This window comes from Roseobacter sp. OBYS 0001, from assembly GCF_019654895.1.
GTDB classification, from domain to species: Bacteria; Pseudomonadota; Alphaproteobacteria; order Rhodobacterales; family Rhodobacteraceae; genus Roseobacter; species Roseobacter litoralis.
In genome coordinates this window covers 884,424-899,796 of sequence record NZ_BPES01000001.1, presented here as the reverse complement: position 1 = coordinate 899,796, position 15,373 = coordinate 884,424, and the positions used below count along the sequence as shown (strand labels likewise).

General features: G+C 54.9%; 17 protein-coding genes. 12 read left to right on the top strand and 5 right to left on the bottom strand.

The genetic code is table 11. The features are described from left to right. The first annotated feature begins 116 nt into the window (after positions 1 to 116). From K5Q35_RS04360 to K5Q35_RS04335, 6 genes are all read left to right on the top strand, one after another. The gene (locus K5Q35_RS04360; protein ID WP_220798565.1) at positions 117 to 542 is read left to right on the top strand and encodes a PaaI family thioesterase; all 426 of its coding nucleotides are present in this window, start codon (positions 117 to 119) and stop codon (positions 540 to 542) included. A 297-nt stretch (positions 543 to 839) separates the two neighbouring features. After that, positions 840 to 1,301 carry a 50S ribosomal protein L13 gene (gene rplM, locus K5Q35_RS04355; protein ID WP_013961861.1) on the top strand — a complete coding sequence of 154 codons (462 nt, stop codon included), beginning with the start codon at positions 840 to 842 and terminating at the stop codon, positions 1,299 to 1,301. A gap of 2 nt (positions 1,302 to 1,303) precedes the next feature. Next, positions 1,304 to 1,795 carry a 30S ribosomal protein S9 gene (gene rpsI / locus K5Q35_RS04350; RefSeq protein ID WP_013961860.1) on the top strand — a complete coding sequence of 164 codons (492 nt, stop codon included), beginning with the start codon at positions 1,304 to 1,306 and terminating at the stop codon, positions 1,793 to 1,795. Between the two features lie 410 nt (positions 1,796 to 2,205). After that, positions 2,206 to 3,612 carry a TadE/TadG family type IV pilus assembly protein gene (locus tag K5Q35_RS04345; protein ID WP_259650451.1) on the top strand — a complete coding sequence of 469 codons (1,407 nt, stop codon included), beginning with the start codon at positions 2,206 to 2,208 and terminating at the stop codon, positions 3,610 to 3,612. Continuing rightward, positions 3,609 to 4,154, top strand: coding sequence for a TadE/TadG family type IV pilus assembly protein (locus K5Q35_RS04340; protein ID WP_013961858.1), 546 nt, complete (start codon positions 3,609 to 3,611; stop codon positions 4,152 to 4,154). Before K5Q35_RS04345 ends, K5Q35_RS04340 begins: the two co-directional genes overlap by 4 nt. Before the next feature lie 17 nt (positions 4,155 to 4,171). Beyond that, entirely contained in the window at positions 4,172 to 4,774 is a 603-nt protein-coding gene (locus K5Q35_RS04335; protein WP_245538154.1) for a TadE/TadG family type IV pilus assembly protein, read from the top strand. A 41-nt stretch (positions 4,775 to 4,815) separates the two neighbouring features. On the opposite strand, the gene K5Q35_RS04330 is transcribed toward K5Q35_RS04335, so the two are convergent. Then, positions 4,816 to 5,385, bottom strand: coding sequence for a DUF882 domain-containing protein (locus K5Q35_RS04330; protein WP_013961856.1), 570 nt, complete (start codon positions 5,383 to 5,385; stop codon positions 4,816 to 4,818). A 313-nt stretch (positions 5,386 to 5,698) separates the two neighbouring features. Between K5Q35_RS04330 and K5Q35_RS04325 the strand changes: the two genes are divergently transcribed. Genes K5Q35_RS04325 through K5Q35_RS04310 form a run of 4 tightly spaced genes read left to right on the top strand, consistent with a single transcriptional unit; the run spans position 5,699 to position 9,952 of the window. Further along, entirely contained in the window at positions 5,699 to 7,312 is a 1,614-nt protein-coding gene (locus K5Q35_RS04325; RefSeq protein WP_220798563.1) for a murein L,D-transpeptidase, read from the top strand. Positions 7,313 to 7,344: 32 nt separating this feature from the next. Then, positions 7,345 to 8,445 (top strand): UDP-3-O-(3-hydroxymyristoyl)glucosamine N-acyltransferase, encoded by a 1,101-nt coding sequence (locus K5Q35_RS04320; protein ID WP_220798562.1) that lies wholly within the window; start codon positions 7,345 to 7,347, stop codon positions 8,443 to 8,445. Positions 8,446 to 8,479: 34 nt separating this feature from the next. Next, the gene (locus tag K5Q35_RS04315) at positions 8,480 to 8,737 is read left to right on the top strand and encodes an acyl carrier protein (RefSeq protein ID WP_220798561.1); all 258 of its coding nucleotides are present in this window, start codon (positions 8,480 to 8,482) and stop codon (positions 8,735 to 8,737) included. Positions 8,738 to 8,743: 6 nt separating this feature from the next. Further along, positions 8,744 to 9,952 (top strand): beta-ketoacyl synthase, encoded by a 1,209-nt coding sequence (locus K5Q35_RS04310; protein WP_013961852.1) that lies wholly within the window; start codon positions 8,744 to 8,746, stop codon positions 9,950 to 9,952. Positions 9,953 to 9,979: 27 nt separating this feature from the next. Here K5Q35_RS04310 and K5Q35_RS04305 read toward each other — a convergent pair whose 3' ends face one another. Beyond that, entirely contained in the window at positions 9,980 to 10,519 is a 540-nt protein-coding gene (locus K5Q35_RS04305) for an invasion associated locus B family protein (RefSeq protein WP_259650450.1), read from the bottom strand. Between K5Q35_RS04305 and K5Q35_RS04300 the strand changes: the two genes are divergently transcribed. Then, entirely contained in the window at positions 10,518 to 10,814 is a 297-nt protein-coding gene (locus K5Q35_RS04300; RefSeq protein WP_220798769.1) for a hypothetical protein, read from the top strand. The genes K5Q35_RS04305 and K5Q35_RS04300 overlap by 2 nt on opposite strands. Positions 10,815 to 10,995: 181 nt before the next feature. After that, a complete protein-coding gene (locus K5Q35_RS04295; protein WP_220798559.1) occupies positions 10,996 to 12,549 on the top strand; it encodes a helicase HerA-like domain-containing protein in 1,554 nt (517 codons plus the stop codon). 10 nt (positions 12,550 to 12,559) lie between these two features. Here the strand turns inward: K5Q35_RS04295 and K5Q35_RS04290 are convergent, their stop codons facing one another. The 3 genes from K5Q35_RS04290 to K5Q35_RS04280 are packed head-to-tail and all read right to left on the bottom strand — an operon-like array spanning position 12,560 to position 15,368. Beyond that, positions 12,560 to 13,876 carry a branched-chain amino acid ABC transporter permease gene (locus K5Q35_RS04290; protein WP_220798558.1) on the bottom strand — a complete coding sequence of 439 codons (1,317 nt, stop codon included), beginning with the start codon at positions 13,874 to 13,876 and terminating at the stop codon, positions 12,560 to 12,562. Further along, positions 13,873 to 14,883 (bottom strand): branched-chain amino acid ABC transporter permease, encoded by a 1,011-nt coding sequence (locus K5Q35_RS04285; RefSeq protein WP_220798557.1) that lies wholly within the window; start codon positions 14,881 to 14,883, stop codon positions 13,873 to 13,875. Before K5Q35_RS04285 ends, K5Q35_RS04290 begins: the two co-directional genes overlap by 4 nt. A gap of 2 nt (positions 14,884 to 14,885) precedes the next feature. Beyond that, positions 14,886 to 15,368 carry a hypothetical protein gene (locus tag K5Q35_RS04280; protein WP_148264338.1) on the bottom strand — a complete coding sequence of 161 codons (483 nt, stop codon included), beginning with the start codon at positions 15,366 to 15,368 and terminating at the stop codon, positions 14,886 to 14,888. Positions 15,369 to 15,373: the final 5 nt, after the last annotated feature.

The following is a 15,373-nucleotide window of genomic DNA, read 5'->3' as shown; positions in this document are numbered from 1 at the left end:
GCAACCTAAAGCCTGCAACGCTGTGCGTTTCGCGCGCAGATTTGTGGTTTCCGATGATCTGTGATCTTGCGCACTCGCCGAAATCAATCAATGAAGAGAGCGGGGAGGCCAGACGCATGACATTGAAAATGGACATCACGACGCTCAGCGATTTTGTGGAGCAGGTTTTTGAGCAGGTCAAAGGTGATTTCACCGTAGAAGATCTGACCGAGGATAGCCTGCGTGTCAGACTGAATGTGACTGACAAGCACCTTCGACCGGGGGGCACGGTGTCGGGCCCGTCCATGTTTGCCTTGGCCGATATGGCCGCCTACTACATGACGCTTGCGCACATCGGCCCTGAGGCTTTGACCGTCACAACGAATTGCGCCATTGATTTCATGCGCAAACCGGTGGCAGGCGTTGATCTCATTGCGCATGCACGGCTTTTGAAACTCGGTCGCCAGCTGGCCATTACGGATGTTTTGCTGTTTTCCGAGGGGCAGGCAAAACCTGTGGCGCGTGCAAGCCTGACCTATTCCATCCCGCCAGGACAAGGGTGAAGGCGGGCTGCACGCGAGACCAATGCTGTTTCTTCGTTCAGAACTGAATGGTCGGGCAGGGCGCATATCATGCCAAGCAATGATCTTGTCTGGTCATTTCAGGTGCGGGCAGATGGGAATGTGGAATAGGCGTCAATAAGTGGGGTAAAATGCTACCGTAATTTTAAGCGACTGTTTTTAAACACTATTAACAACATAAACGCCCTTGACGTGACAGCAGCCTCATTTATAACCGCCAAATCTAATTCGATCTGGCCCCAAAAGGGCGAGATGTCACACTTTAACGGGGAACCGTCCATGAAAACCTTTTCTGCAACACCCGCAGATATCGACAAGAAATGGATCCTGATTGACGCCGAAGGCGTTGTTCTGGGCCGTCTTGCATCGATTGTTGCCACGCGGCTTCGCGGCAAGCACAAGCCGTCCTTCACACCGCATATGGATTGTGGTGACAACGTTGTCATCATCAATGCGGACAAGATTCAGTTGACCGGCAAGAAGCGTGATGAAAGCCATTACTGGCACACGGGTCACCCGGGCGGCATCAAATCACGGACCAAGGCGCAGATCCTTGAGGGGAAACACCCTGAACGGATCGTGACACTCGCGGTCAAGCGTATGCTGCCAGGTAACCGCCTGTCCCGCCAGATCATGACCAACCTGCGTGTTTATGCAGGTGGCGATCACCCCCACGAGGCGCAAAGCCCTGAGGTTCTGGATGTGAAATCCATGAACAGTAAAAACACCCGGAGCGCATGATCATGGCTGAAGAAATCAATACACTCGAAGAACTGGGTGCAGTCGCCGGCATCGAAGCTGCGGCACCCGAAGTGGAAGCAGTGGTTCGCGAACCTGTGCGTGACGATCTGGGCCGGTCCTATGCGACGGGCAAACGGAAAGACGCAGTGGCCCGTGTTTGGATCAAACCCGGTTCAGGCAAGGTGACCGTCAACGGCAAAGCGCAAAACGAGTATTTCGCGCGCCCCGTGTTGCAAATGATCTTGGCACAGCCGTTTTCGATCTCCGGAACGGAAGGTCAGTTTGACGTGGTTGCAACCGTAAAGGGCGGTGGCCTTTCCGGGCAGGCGGGTGCCGTCAAACACGGCGTTTCCAAAGCGCTACAGCTTTATGATCCGTCCTTGCGCGGTGCGCTGAAAGCGGCAGGCTTCCTGACGCGTGACAGCCGCGTGGTCGAGCGCAAGAAATACGGTAAAGCCAAGGCGCGTAAGAGCTTCCAGTTCTCCAAGCGCTAAAGTTCAGCTCTTATCTATGAGAAAACTGAAAAGGGTTCGCAATCTGCGAGCCCTTTTTTACATGCTACCGCAGTGCCGTATCGCTCAGATTGAATTAACGAAATGGTGCTGAAATTCTGGAAACACGCATCCAGCACGCGAATTCTGCCATTGCACTGCACATTAGGACCGCGTTTCTTTCCAGAATTTTTGAAATGAAAACAACGTGATGCGCTGAATGTGCCGCAGCAATTCAACCTGTTGACACTGCGCAGCGCTCAATTTCCCCTTTTTGCCACATTCCTCTGGCACTCATGGCTGTCGAAAAGGCGAATCATTTGCAGTCGCTAGATTTAGGCTGGTTGAGTAACATGGAAAATCTTCCAAAGTATCGCGGGGCATTCAGGTGCCGTAGCCTTTGCAGACAGCTGATGGGTTTCAAGCGCGAAGAAGATGGCGCGATGACGATTTTCGCCACGATCATGGTGCTGATGATGCTTTTGGTCTGCGGTATTGCTGTCGATCTGATGCAGAATGAGATGATGCGCACGCGGGTGCAAAACACTTTGGACCGGGCAATTCTGGCCGCGTCGGATTTGGACCAACCCTTGCCAGCGGACGAAGTGGTTGACGATTACTTTGCAAAAGCGGGTATGACTGAATTCCTCAATGATGTTCGGATTACGCCGGGGTCCGACCTTCCCACAACGAATTTCCGGATTGTGCAAGCAGAGGCCCGCACGCGCACACCATCCATTTACATGGCAATGACGGGCGTGCGCTCTTTACCGGTCTATGTGTCTGGCACAGCGGAAGAAACCATTGAAAAAATTGAGATTTCGCTGGTTTTGGATATTTCCGGCTCCATGCGCAACAATGGCAAAATTGGAAACCTCCGCACGGCTGCAAAAGACTTTATTGGGGCAGTCCTTGAGGGCAATGCCGTTAAAACCACCTCCTTGAACATCGTGCCCTACGCAGGCCAGACAAATCCAGGGCGGATTGTCTTTGAACGTGCCGGAGGGCTGCCCTTTGCGACATTCATTGAAGACTCCAACGGGGATGAAATTCTCTATGGACAGACCATCGTTGACGACGAGGGCAATTCAATTGACGTGCCTTACAACACAATGTCGTCCTGTCTTGACCTGACCAACAGCGATTTTGACAATATCGATCTGCCCAGCGGGGACTATGATCAGACACCCTATTTCATGAATTGGCCAATTGATGCCCCCACAATGGATTGGGGTTGGTGTCCACAGAACAATTCCTCCATCCGTTACGCGCAAAACGACGCGGGGCGGTTGCAGGATTTCATTGATGATATGCGCCTGCATGACGGCACCGGGACACAATATGGCATGAAATATGGGGTGGCTTTGTTAAACCCAAGTTCGCGCAATACGTTTCTGGCGCTCAACGCGGCGGGTCTGGTGCCGGATGGGTTCAAAAACCGCCCGGCCGATTTCGGGACGACCGACACGCGCAAATTTATCGTCCTGATGACGGATGGTCAGATTACCGATCAGTTCAGACCGGAAGATAAAAATGACCCCAAAAATGACGAAATCGCACTGAACCAGCGCACAGGCGACCGCGATACCTATTCAACACAAAGCACCAACGTCACAAACTTCTACTCCGTCTGCAACAAAGCAAAAGCAGAAGGGATAACAGTTTATACTATTGCCTTCGAGGCCCCTGCAGACGCGGTAACCCAGATGCGCACCTGTGCCACGTCGCCAGCTTTCTTTTACAAGGTTGAAGGGGTGCAGATCAAAACCGCCTTCAAGTCAATTGCGCGCCAGATCAATGAGTTGAGGCTGACGCAATGATACAGTCTTTGCGGGAATTTCTGCGGCGATTTCGGCGCGATGAAGGGGGTCAGATCGCTGTTGAATTTGTCATCATGGTGCCTTTGGTCTTCACAATCTTCATGACCGCAATTGAACTTGGCATCTACTCGATGCGGCAAATGTGGCTGGATCGTGGATTGGATATTGCCGTGCGTGAAGTCCGGCTGAATACGTCAAGTATCCCGACACATGACGCTCTGAAACAGACGATATGCGTAAACGCGGGCTTTATCCCAGATTGCCAGAATAGTTTGAAGCTGGAGATGGTGCGGATTGACCCGCGCGTTTTTGCCCAATTGGATCCGATTGCTGACTGCATCGATTTGAGCCTGCCGATTTCCAGCCAGGATGCGCCAAACTATCAGTCTGGTAATGAACATGATCTGATGATTTTACGGGCCTGTGTCAGGTTTAACCCGATCTTTCCGACAACCGGGCTGGGCTTTCAGTTTGCCAAAGACAATGGCCGGGACGCCGTGATGACAGCGATGTCTGCCTTCGTACAGGAGCCAGGCAGTTGAGGAGTACGTGCCATAAAGTGACCGCGCGCCTGCGTCGGTTTTGTGATGACCAGCAGGGGAATGTTGCGATTGAGGCGGTCATCATTCTGCCCATCATGTTCTGGGCGTATCTGGCGATGTTCACCATCTTCGATACATACCGCCAATACACCTCGCAACAAAAAGCGGCATATACAATTTCCGATCTGATTTCACGTCAGGCCACGCCGCTGGATGCTGGGTTTCTGGATGGCACCCACAATCTCTTCGAGACTCTGACGCGGGCGGTCGGCCAAACCGGTATGCGCATCACTGTCGCCCGGTTTGATCAAACTCTCGCGGAATATCAGGTCATCTGGTCGCGCACGCGGGGCGGCATGGTCCCTTTGGGTAGTACGGATATTGCAGACTGGACAAACAGGCTGCCAGTCATGCCGCAGGGTGATCAGATTATCATCGTTGAAACGACGTCCGAATTCGCACCCGTTTTCAACATCGGACTCGATCGTCAACGGATCAATAACTTCGTTTTCACGCGGCCGCGATATGCGGGACAGGTTTGCTTTTTTACCGGTGTCGAGGAGATTTGCGATTTGCCGGGGACGCCAGCACCCGTTGTCACCAATGCGGATCAGGCGTGACCCTTGTGGTTATAGCCGACACAGATGCACGCTTGGCGGTTTTAGCGGCCCCAGGTGCGTACGACACCGCAATCCATGTGGACGAAATTGGACCGGCTATATTTACCGACACCGCCACCGTTGCAAGCCGCCGCGGCGCGGGCCATCTGGCTGACGCTGCGGGTTGAGAGGCGCAAATCCGCCGCTTGACCTTTGACGTGAAGCGAGTTTTTGGCGACACCTCTGCTGCGCGATCTCAACATGGCGTTCGTCTGCGGGCTGCGATATCCCGACAGCAGCATGTACGGCTCGTTCGCGTCCATCAGATTATGTGCCGCGGACATGATATCGATAGTGCGCAGATCCATGGATTTCACACCATCTGTGCGCCAATCCCGCATGAAGTGATTGACCTCTTTCACTGCTTCGCGGACATAATCACCCTCGATCCAGTAAATCATATCAATCCGTTCGCCCGTGCGCCCGGAATACATGCGGATACGGCGGATGTCCCCAGACCCGCGCAAGAAACCTGCGGCGTTTGAGAAAGTTGGAGCTGCAGTCACAATTGTTGCTGCGAATGCGCCCAATAGGGCGCGTCGGGAAAAACCCGTTGGATTTTCGATGGTCATAACCTGTCCGTCGCTATTCCTGCCTGGCCCGTGATGTTACACAGGCGTTTCATCTCTTCCCCAGATGCTCCCGATTTATGTCATACGGCGAAATATTAACCAAGTCCTGAACGCCAAAAGGGGCTTTTAGGCACAATTTTAGGCAAATTCTTGCGCATGGACGGATTATTGCCAAAAAATTGAATAGCGATGTGTCTGTGCATCATCTTTGGTTTTCGGCGCATATGAGCGGTATTTTTCATGGACACTCGGCATCGCCGGTTGCATCGTTAACCATTAATCGCACGTCGTTTTGTTATTGAGAGGCCCCTTCATGATTTCTGCTCTGAGCAGCCGTTTACCGACTGTGGCATTTGCCATAATAGTTTCATTTTGTTCACTTTTATTCATTCTAGGTCCGGCAGCTGCGGAGTCTGTTGCCTTCAAACAGGCGGTCGCAGAGTCGGCCGCGCAAGATCAGGATATTTCAGCCTTTTACAAAGAAACGGGCTACGGCGCGATCTGGACCGGAAAAAGCGGTCGCGAGCGCAACCGCCGAGCGGCGTTGATGAATGCGTTGAACGCAGCGGATAGCCACGGCCTTCCGAGCGAGCGATATAACCTCGCCGAGATGGAACTGCAGATGAAAAACGCGCGCACCCCTCGAGACCGCGGTCTCGTCGAGGTCGCGATGAGCCGTGCTTTCCTGCAGTATGCCCGTGATGTCCAGACGGGTGCATTGGTGCCGTCCCGCGTGGACAAGAACATCGTACGGCAAGTGCCTTACCGGGATCGCAAATCCTACCTGACCAACTTTGCAAAGTCGTCACCCAAAGGGTTTTTCAAAGCACTTCCGCCTCAAACAGGTGAATACAACGCATTGAGGAAACAGAAACTTGTTCTCGAGGGGCTGATTGCCAAGGGGGGATGGGGCCCCACGGTCAAAGCGAAGAAACTTGAGCCCGGCGACAGTGGCGCATCTGTTGTTGCTCTGCGGGATCGCTTGGTTCGGATGGGGTATCTCAAACGCACTGCAACCGGCACATACGACAGTACCATGACAGATGCCGTGATGCGGTTTCAGGCCGATCACGGGCTTGCGCAGGACGGCGTCGTCGGACAGGGAACGCTGGCTGAAATCAACACCTCTGTTGAGAAACGTTTGCAATCTGTGATTGTCGCGATGGAACGCGAACGTTGGGTCAACAAGGACCGTGGCAAACGTCATATCGAAGTGAACCTCACCGACTTTACGGCAAAGATCATAGATAATGGCAAAGTGACATTCACCACGCGGTCCGTGATTGGCGCGCGCGACGCCAAACGGCAGTCACCAGAGTTTTCCGACGTTATGGAGTTTATGGTCATCAATCCGAGCTGGTTCGTGCCGCGCTCGATTGCGATTGGTGAATACCTGCCAGAACTGCAACAGAATCCGAATGCGGTGAACCATCTGATCATTACCGACAGAAGCGGTCGGCAGATTGATCGCACCAACGTCGACTTCACGAAATACACCGCACGCACATTTCCCTACGCGATGCGCCAACCGCCAAGCCGTAGCAATGCATTGGGGCTGGTGAAGTTCATGTTCCCTAACAAGTACAACATCTATCTGCATGATACACCGGCAAAAAACCTCTTTGGACGTGAGACCCGAGCTTATAGCCATGGATGCATCCGACTGGCTGATCCGTTTGAATTTGCCTATGCGCTGCTGGCAAAGCAATCCAATGACCCCGAGGGCCTGTTCAAGAAAACGCTGGCATCCGGGACGGAAACGCAGCTTAACCTGAAAAAACCTGTGCCGGTGCACATCATCTATCGGACCGCATTGGCAAATTCGAAAGGGCAAATCCAATACCGACGCGACGTCTATGGCCGTGACGGACGAATTTGGAACGCGCTGTCGCAGGCAGGGGTGGCCTTGCGCGGCGTTCAGGGCTAAGTCATGCGCGTAACACCACCGGGAGCAGCGGCATGGCGCGTCAGGAATTCAGCGTTGAAGACATTGCAAAGGCCCTTGGTGCTGAATCCTTCGGTGATACGAAGCTGAATATCAATGGCGTGGCAGAACCGCAATCTGCCACGACCAGCCAGTTGGCGATGGCCACAAATGCCGATTATGCCGCCAAACTCGATCAGGGGCAGGCCATTGCTGCGGTTTTATGGCCGGGTGCCGATTGGGAGGCGCTGGGAGTAAAGGCTGCGATTATTCCCAGCCGTCCACGCTATGCCATGTCGGGTCTAACCCAACTGCTCGATCCGGGGCAGGGGTTTGCGCCGGGCATCCACGCAAGCGCGATCATTGATCCGACGGCTGAGATTGGCGCGAATGTCAATATTGGCCCTTTGACGGTCATCGGCCCCGGCGCGATAATCGGTGAGGATAGCACGATCGGACCGCAATGTTTCATTGGCTGGAACGCGCGTCTGGGTCCGAATGCGATGTTGCGCGAACAGGTCAGCATTGGCGCGCGCGTAAGCATTGGCGCACATTTTTACGCCCAGCCCGGTGTGCGCATCGGGGGGGATGGTTTTTCCTTTGTCACCGAAGATAAATCAGGCATCGAAGCCGTACGAGAAACGCTTGGCGATCAACAGGATACGCAAGCGCAGGGGTGGACGCGCATCCATTCCCTGGGCGCTGTTACCATTGGCGATCACGTCGATTTGGGGGCCTGCGTCAACATTGACAATGGCACCATCCGTGACACGCGCATTGGCGATGGCTGCAAAATGGATAATTTCGTGCACATCGGGCATAACGTGGTTATCGGCAAGGATTGCCTGATCTGTGGCCATTCCGGCGTTGCAGGCTCAACCGTCGTTGGGGACAATGTGGTGCTGGGCGGGATGACCGGGGTCAGCGATAACATCTTTATCGGTGATCGTGTCATTACCGGCGGCGGGACCAAGGTTCTGTCCTCCATTCCGGCCGGGCGCGTGGTGCTGGGCTATCCTGCCACCAGGATGGACAAGCAAATCGACATTTTCAAGGCGATCCGACGCCTGCCAAGGCTGGTCTTGGACGTCGCGGAGTTAAAGAAAGCGGTTTTCAAATCAGGTGGTAGTGACTAAATCCTCCGCAGGCGCACGATATAAGGGCAAACCGATGAGCACACAGGATCAGGTTATCTCCATCATCGCAGAGCATGCAGTCCTTGACCCTGCGGATGTGTCTGTGAGCAGTACGCTTGAAGAGTTGGGCATAGACAGTCTGGGGCTCGTGGAGTGCATCTTTGCAATCGAGGAGACCTTTGACATCACCGTGCCGTTTAACGCTAACAATCCGACGGAAAGCGACTTTGACATCTCCTCAGTCGCGTCCATCGTCGAAGGGATCACCCGCCTGCAGAAAGAGCAGGGCTAACATAGCATGAAACGTGTGGTGATCACCGGGGCAGGCACCATCAACGCCTTGGGCCATGACGTTCCCACAACACTTGCGGCGATGCGGGAGGGCGTGTGCGGCATCGGCCCACTGGCGCTGCGGGATGTTGAACGCTTGTCGATACAGATCGGGGGGCAGGTGCGCGGTTTTGAGGCCGAAGGACGCTACAATCGTCAGCAAATTTCCCTCTATGACCGTTTTACGCAATTTACACTGGCGGCTGCCAGTGAAGCAATCGCACAGTCAGGGTTGAGCTTTTCCGGCGACCTTGCGGCCAAATCCGGCGTCGTGTTGGGCACGGCGGGCGGCGGTGTAAGCACCTGGGATGACAACTATCGTTCCGTGTACGAGGACGGCAAAAACCGCGTCCATCCGTTTGTCGTTCCCAAGCTGATGAACAACGCGGCTGCCTCGCATGTCAGCATGCAGCATAACCTCAAAGGCCCCTCGTTTACGGTTTCGACCGCCTGCGCATCGTCAAACCACGCCATGGCGCAGGCCTTCATGATGGTAAGGTCCGGGCTTGCACCTGTCATGATCACCGGCGGATCGGAATCCATGCTGTGTTTTGGCGGCGTCAAAGCCTGGGAAGGGCTGCGTGTCATGTCGCGCGACGCCTGCCGTCCGTTCTCGGCCAACCGCAATGGGATGGTGCAGGGCGAAGGGGCAGGGGTCTTTGTTTTTGAGGACTATGAAGCGGCCAAAAAGCGCGGCGCCGACATTCTATGCGAAGTCGTGGGTTTTGCCATGTCGTCTGATGCGGCCGATATTGTTATGCCCTCCAAGAACGGGGCGGCGCGCGCGATGGCCGGCGCGTTGAGCGATGCGGGCCTGAACCGGGATGAGGTGGGATATATAAACGCGCATGGCACAGGCACTGCGGCCAACGATAAAACCGAATGCGCCGCGGTGGCAGATGTATTTGGACCGCATGCGGACAAATTGATGATGTCATCCACCAAATCCATGCATGGTCATTTGATTGGCGGCACCGGTGCTGTCGAATTACTCGCCTGCATTATGGCGCTGCGGGACGGGGTGATTGCCCCGACCATTGGCTATCAGGAACCTGATCCGGAATGTGCGCTCGATGTGGTTCCCAATGAGGCGCGCGATGCGAAAGTCACCGTCGCCTTGTCCAACGCTTTCGCCTTTGGGGGCATGAACGCGGTGCTGGCCCTGCGCAAGGTTTGAACCCGCACCGCGATGCTAGACGCAACCCTATTGGGTAAGAAATGAAGACGCCTCGAAAGCGGCTGTAAACCCTTTCAGCGACAACGTCACATTGACACGTTGATCCGGTGCCGCAATGGGCACTATGGACAGCACAGCCTGCGCGCCGCGCTTGTACAAATCGATATCAGCGGACGTCAGGCCGATCCGGGCATAACACCCGATGGTGTTGCAATAGGCGTAAGGATACTTGCGTCCGGTCTGGTCATCGACCTTTATCGCCAACTGTTCGGCCAATGCCGTTTCGAGGGGAACGACTATGGTTGCACCTGCGGCAGCCTGGCTGCCCTCAGGCAGACGGAACATGGTGAACTCAGCCACCGGAGAGCCGTTGCCATCTGACAAAAGCTGATACATCTGGCACAGATCATCCGCGTCCTCGACGACAACGCAACGCAGCGACCAGTCCTGAAAAGTCTCTCGTATGTAGGTATCGCCCGGACGCGGTGTGTCGTCGACTTCAGTACCCAATGCGAGCCCTTCGCCGGTTAACTCGCCTTGCGTCGCGTCTTGCGCATGAACGCTCATGGGTGCAGTCAAAAAACCCGCCGCCATCAAGGCGAATGCGGAAAAAACTCGAGATGTTCTGGACATGTTGGCTCCGTCTTGGATGTTTGGTGATGATCTAGCACGCTCGCAAAAGACTGTCAGGCCGAATGCCTTCAATTTTGCGCCAAAACACTTCTTTTCAGAGGCAGATCACAAAAAAAGGGAACGCGAAACCGCATTCCCTCTCTCGTATTTCTTCTCCCCGTCGGACTGGCCGACTTATTTTTGTAAAGGTACGAAACACCGCTCGACCCGTCAACAGCTAAAACTCTGATTATTCATATAAGAACCCAGTTATGAAAAAAGGCCGTACCAATAATTGGCACGGCCAGTCTAACAGGGAGGAGACCAACGCCAAAAGGACATGAATCGACGTCGGTCAATTTTACTATGGCCCTGAAAGGTTAAAAACGTATGGTCATCCTACACGAATAGAAGTGATTGGAAAAAGCAGCGTGACATCAGATATTTTCATCGGTGGTGGCGGTCCGGAATATGCGACCCAACAATTTCTGAAACTCGACTACGCCAATCGGCATGGCCTCATTGCCGGGGCGACGGGAACGGGGAAAACCGTAACTTTGCAAATTCTGGCCGAGGGGTTTGCAAATGCCGGAGTCCCCGTATTTCTATCGGATGTTAAGGGTGATTTGTCCGGGTTGGCCAAAGCAGGCAGCCCCACGCATAAGCTACACGCGCCCTTCAGTGAACGGGCTGCAAAGATAGGGTTTGCAAACTTTTCCTATGACGCGTTTCCGGTCACGTTCTGGGATGTTTTCGGAGATCAAGGGCACCCCGTGCGCACAACCGTGTCAGAGATGGGGCCGCTGCTATTGTCACGCCTGCTCAATCTGACTGAGGCGCAGGAGGGTATCATCAATATCGCCTTCCGGCTCGCAGATGAGGAAGGGTTGCCGCTGCTTGATCTGAAGGATTTGCAGTCTTTGCTGGTCTGGATCGGTGAAAATGCCAAAACCTTGGCCTTGCGATATGGCAATGTCTCTTCAAGTTCTATCGGGGCGATTCAGCGTCGTTTGTTGGTGCTGGAAAACCAAGGTGGCACCGGCCTCTTTGGGGAACCTGCGCTGCAGCTTTCCGACCTGATGCGCAGGGATTCGCAGGGGCGCGGGCAGATCAACATTCTTGCCGCAGACAAGCTGATGGGGGCCCCAGCGCTTTACGCAACCTTCCTGCTGTGGTTGCTTTCAGAACTCTTTGAAGAACTGCCTGAAGTGGGGGATCCCGACAAACCCAAACTGGTGTTTTTCTTTGACGAGGCGCATCTGCTTTTCGATGATGCCCCCAAAGCGTTGGTGGATAAGGTTGAGCAGGTCGCGCGGCTGATCCGGTCCAAAGGGGTCGGTGTCTATTTCATCACCCAGAACCCCGCAGATGTGCCCGAAGACATCCTCGGGCAACTTGGCAACCGTATCCAGCATGCGCTGCGTGCCTTCACGGCCAAGGACAAGAAAGAGCTGCGGATGGCGGCGGATACCTATCGTGAGAATCCTGAATTCGACACGGAAATCGCAATCCGTGAAGTCGGGGTCGGCGAAGCCGTGACGTCAATGCTTGAGAAGAAAGGCGTGCCCGGCGTCGTTGAGCGGACGTTGATCCGCCCCCCGTCATCCCATCTTGGACCAATCACCGCTACTGAGCGGGCTGAAATCATGGCGCAATCAGATATGGCGGCGCGTTATGATAAGACGGTTGATCGCAAGTCAGCCTATGAAATCCTGAAACAGCGCGCGGATGCGGCATCGCAGGAAGCGGAACACTCCGAAGAATTGGCGGAACAGGCCTCGGCGCTAGAGCGCGAATTCAACGCCGCGCGGCGCTACAGTGGTCAGCGGGTTACCCGATCAACATCGCGGCGCAGCACCCGCGCGCGTAAACAGCCCGAAACGATTGGTTCAGCCCTCACCAATGCCGTGCTCAAGGAGTTAAGCGGGACAACGGGTCGTCGGATGGTGCGCGGTATTCTCGGCAGTCTGTTCAAAGGGCGCTAGTTTCGCGCTGCTACTTTTCAGGGATGAGACCGCGTGGGCTGAACCGCAGGACCAACAGCAACACCATCCCCATGGTAAAGAGCCGCATGTGCGCTGCAGATTCGATCAGATGCGCCTTGAGTGCTGAACCATCGGCCATGCCAGATGTTATCAATTGCATCAGCCACAAGCCCATCGGCTCGACCTGCACCCAGAGGAACCAGATCAGAAAGCCTCCTAAGATCGCGCCGAAATTGTTGCCGGACCCGCCCACGATGACCATCACCCAGACCAGAAAGGTAAAGCGCAAGGGTTGATAGGTGCCGGGCGTCAGCTGGCCGTCCAATGTCGTCATCATAGCCCCGGCAATGCCGCAAATGGCAGACCCCAGAACAAAGATTTGCAAATGCCGCGCGGTGACGTCCTTGCCCATCGCCTCGGCGGCGACTTCATTGTCGCGAATGGCGCGCATCATCCGGCCCCACGGACTGTTCAATGCGCGCTGCGCCAGAACCAGCAGGACCACCAGCACAACCGTAAAGAGCCCTGCATACATCAGCTTGACATAGAGCGTCGAGGCGGTGACCGCATCAACTCCAAAGTCTGCGGCGCGTTCCACGAAGGCCGGGTCGTTTTGCAGATCAATTTCATAAGGCGTCGGACGCGGCAGGCCCACGACGTTTTTCACACCGCGTGCGAGCCAGTCCTCGTTCTTGAGTACGGCAATGATGATCTCCGCAATGCCGAGCGTGGCAATCGCCAGATAGTCCGAGCGCAAACCTAGCGCGGTTTTGCCAATGATCCACGCCGCAGCGGCCGCAAACAGACCCCCAACCGGCCAAGCCAGCGTAACCCAAAGCCCGCGATCAATCCCAAGCCCGCCGATATTGCCTGTCGCCGCCGGGTTTATCGACTCGATCGCATCGACACCGGGATCGAACAGGGCGCGATAGACGAAAAAACCAACGACCAGCAGCGCCAGCACGACGATTTTACGTGGCCAGCCAGCGTCCATACGCCGGCGCACACTGACAACCACAACCACCATCACGAGGGCAAAGACGAAAGCGCTCAGGATATTCCACCCCCCCGCGCTCCATGCGCCGGGTGTTGCGGGCGTTCCGATCAAAACCGCAGCCAAGCCGCCAAGGGCCACAAAGCCCATGATGCCGACGTTGAACAGCCCCGCAAACCCCCATTGCAGGTTCACACCCAGCGCCATGATCGCCGAAATCAGCCCCATGTTGACGATTACAAGCGCTGTATTCCAGCTTTGCGTGAACCCGGTGTAGAGGATCATTGCGCCGACGATCGCAAATAGCATGGTATTTTTCAGCACCGGGTTCATACTGATTTCCCTTTGAACAATCCGGTCGGCTTGAACAACAGCACGATCAGCAGGATCAGAAAGCTCACTGCGAGTTTGTAATCCGTCGACAAAAGCTGCACGAGGCCGCTGGGTTCAAGGTTTTCGGGCATGAGGTACGTCAGAACTTTTTTCCACGCGTAGGTCACGGTTACTTCGGAAAAGGCGATCACGAATCCGCCTGCAATCGCCCCAAGCGGATTGCCGAGGCCCCCTACGATGGCGGAGGCGAAGATCGGCAGAAGCAGTTGGAAATAGGTAAAGGGTTTGAACGACTTATCCAGCCCGTAAAGCACGCCCGCGATGGTGGCGAGGCCCGCGACGATCAGCCAGGTAATCATCACGACACGTTCGGGGTTGATGCCGGAGAGCAAGGCGAGGTCTTCGTTGTCGGAATAGGCGCGCATGGATTTGCCTGTGCGCGTGCGGTTGAGAAACCAGAACAGCAGGATCACGCAGATGACGGCGACGAGCACGGTAATCCCTTGCGTCGTCTTGATCGCAAGCCCCTCGCGCAGGCCTGTCATCTCGCGAAATGTGCGCGCGGAGATGATAAAGCGCTCTCCATCCGTGAAGCGCTGGTCATCTGGGCCAATGATGAAACGCACGATGCCATTGAGGATAAAAGTGACGCCCAGGCTGACAATCACGAGGATCACCGGCTTGGCTTTTTGTTCACGGTAAAACCGATAGACCATCCGGTCGGTGGCCAACAGCAAACCCATGCAGCCCAAGATGCCAAAGGGCAGGGCGAGCAGGGCGGTCGGAAACGGCCCCAGTGAAAACCCCCAGCTTTGAAACAGCCATGTGAATAAAACCGTCACCATGGCCCCAAACGCCATCGTGTCCCCATGCGCAAAATTCGAAAACCGCAGGATGCCGTAGATCAGCGTGACCCCGAGAGCGCCAAGAGCAAGCTGCGCGCCATAGGCCATGCCGGGAACAATGACGAAGTTCAAAAGGGCGATGAGGGCGTTTAGGAAGTCCATCACTAATTAACCCAATCGCAGATACCGATGTGAACGGTACTTAGCACACCTTGGGAGCTATTTCTCTGGACCGTAAGAGTCGCCGGCGAGGGTTCAAATGGACCAGTTTCCTCAATCAGGAGCACCTGCGAAAGTATTGGCGGATGAAAGCTCGAAAGAGATATTTGAAATTTCTCTTCTTCATCGGGCAGAAGTGAAAGTTGGCCGACGCCACCATCAATTACTATCCCAATCAGGTTAGGTTGTTGTTCGGAGTCAATCGTTGGCCCATCTATCAAAACGGGGTCGGCGATGACAAAAAATGAAACGCCGTCGTCGGTCAATCGCATAGCATTAAATCGCAATACCGCGGGTTCGATACCGGAGCACGTTTTGTCGACGCAAGTTTCTGCAAAGATACACTCCGCTATTTGACTTTGTGCGACAGAAGCGGGCAGCAACATCGCAATGACCGTCGCGATACGTAGTATTATCGATATACTCATGCCCA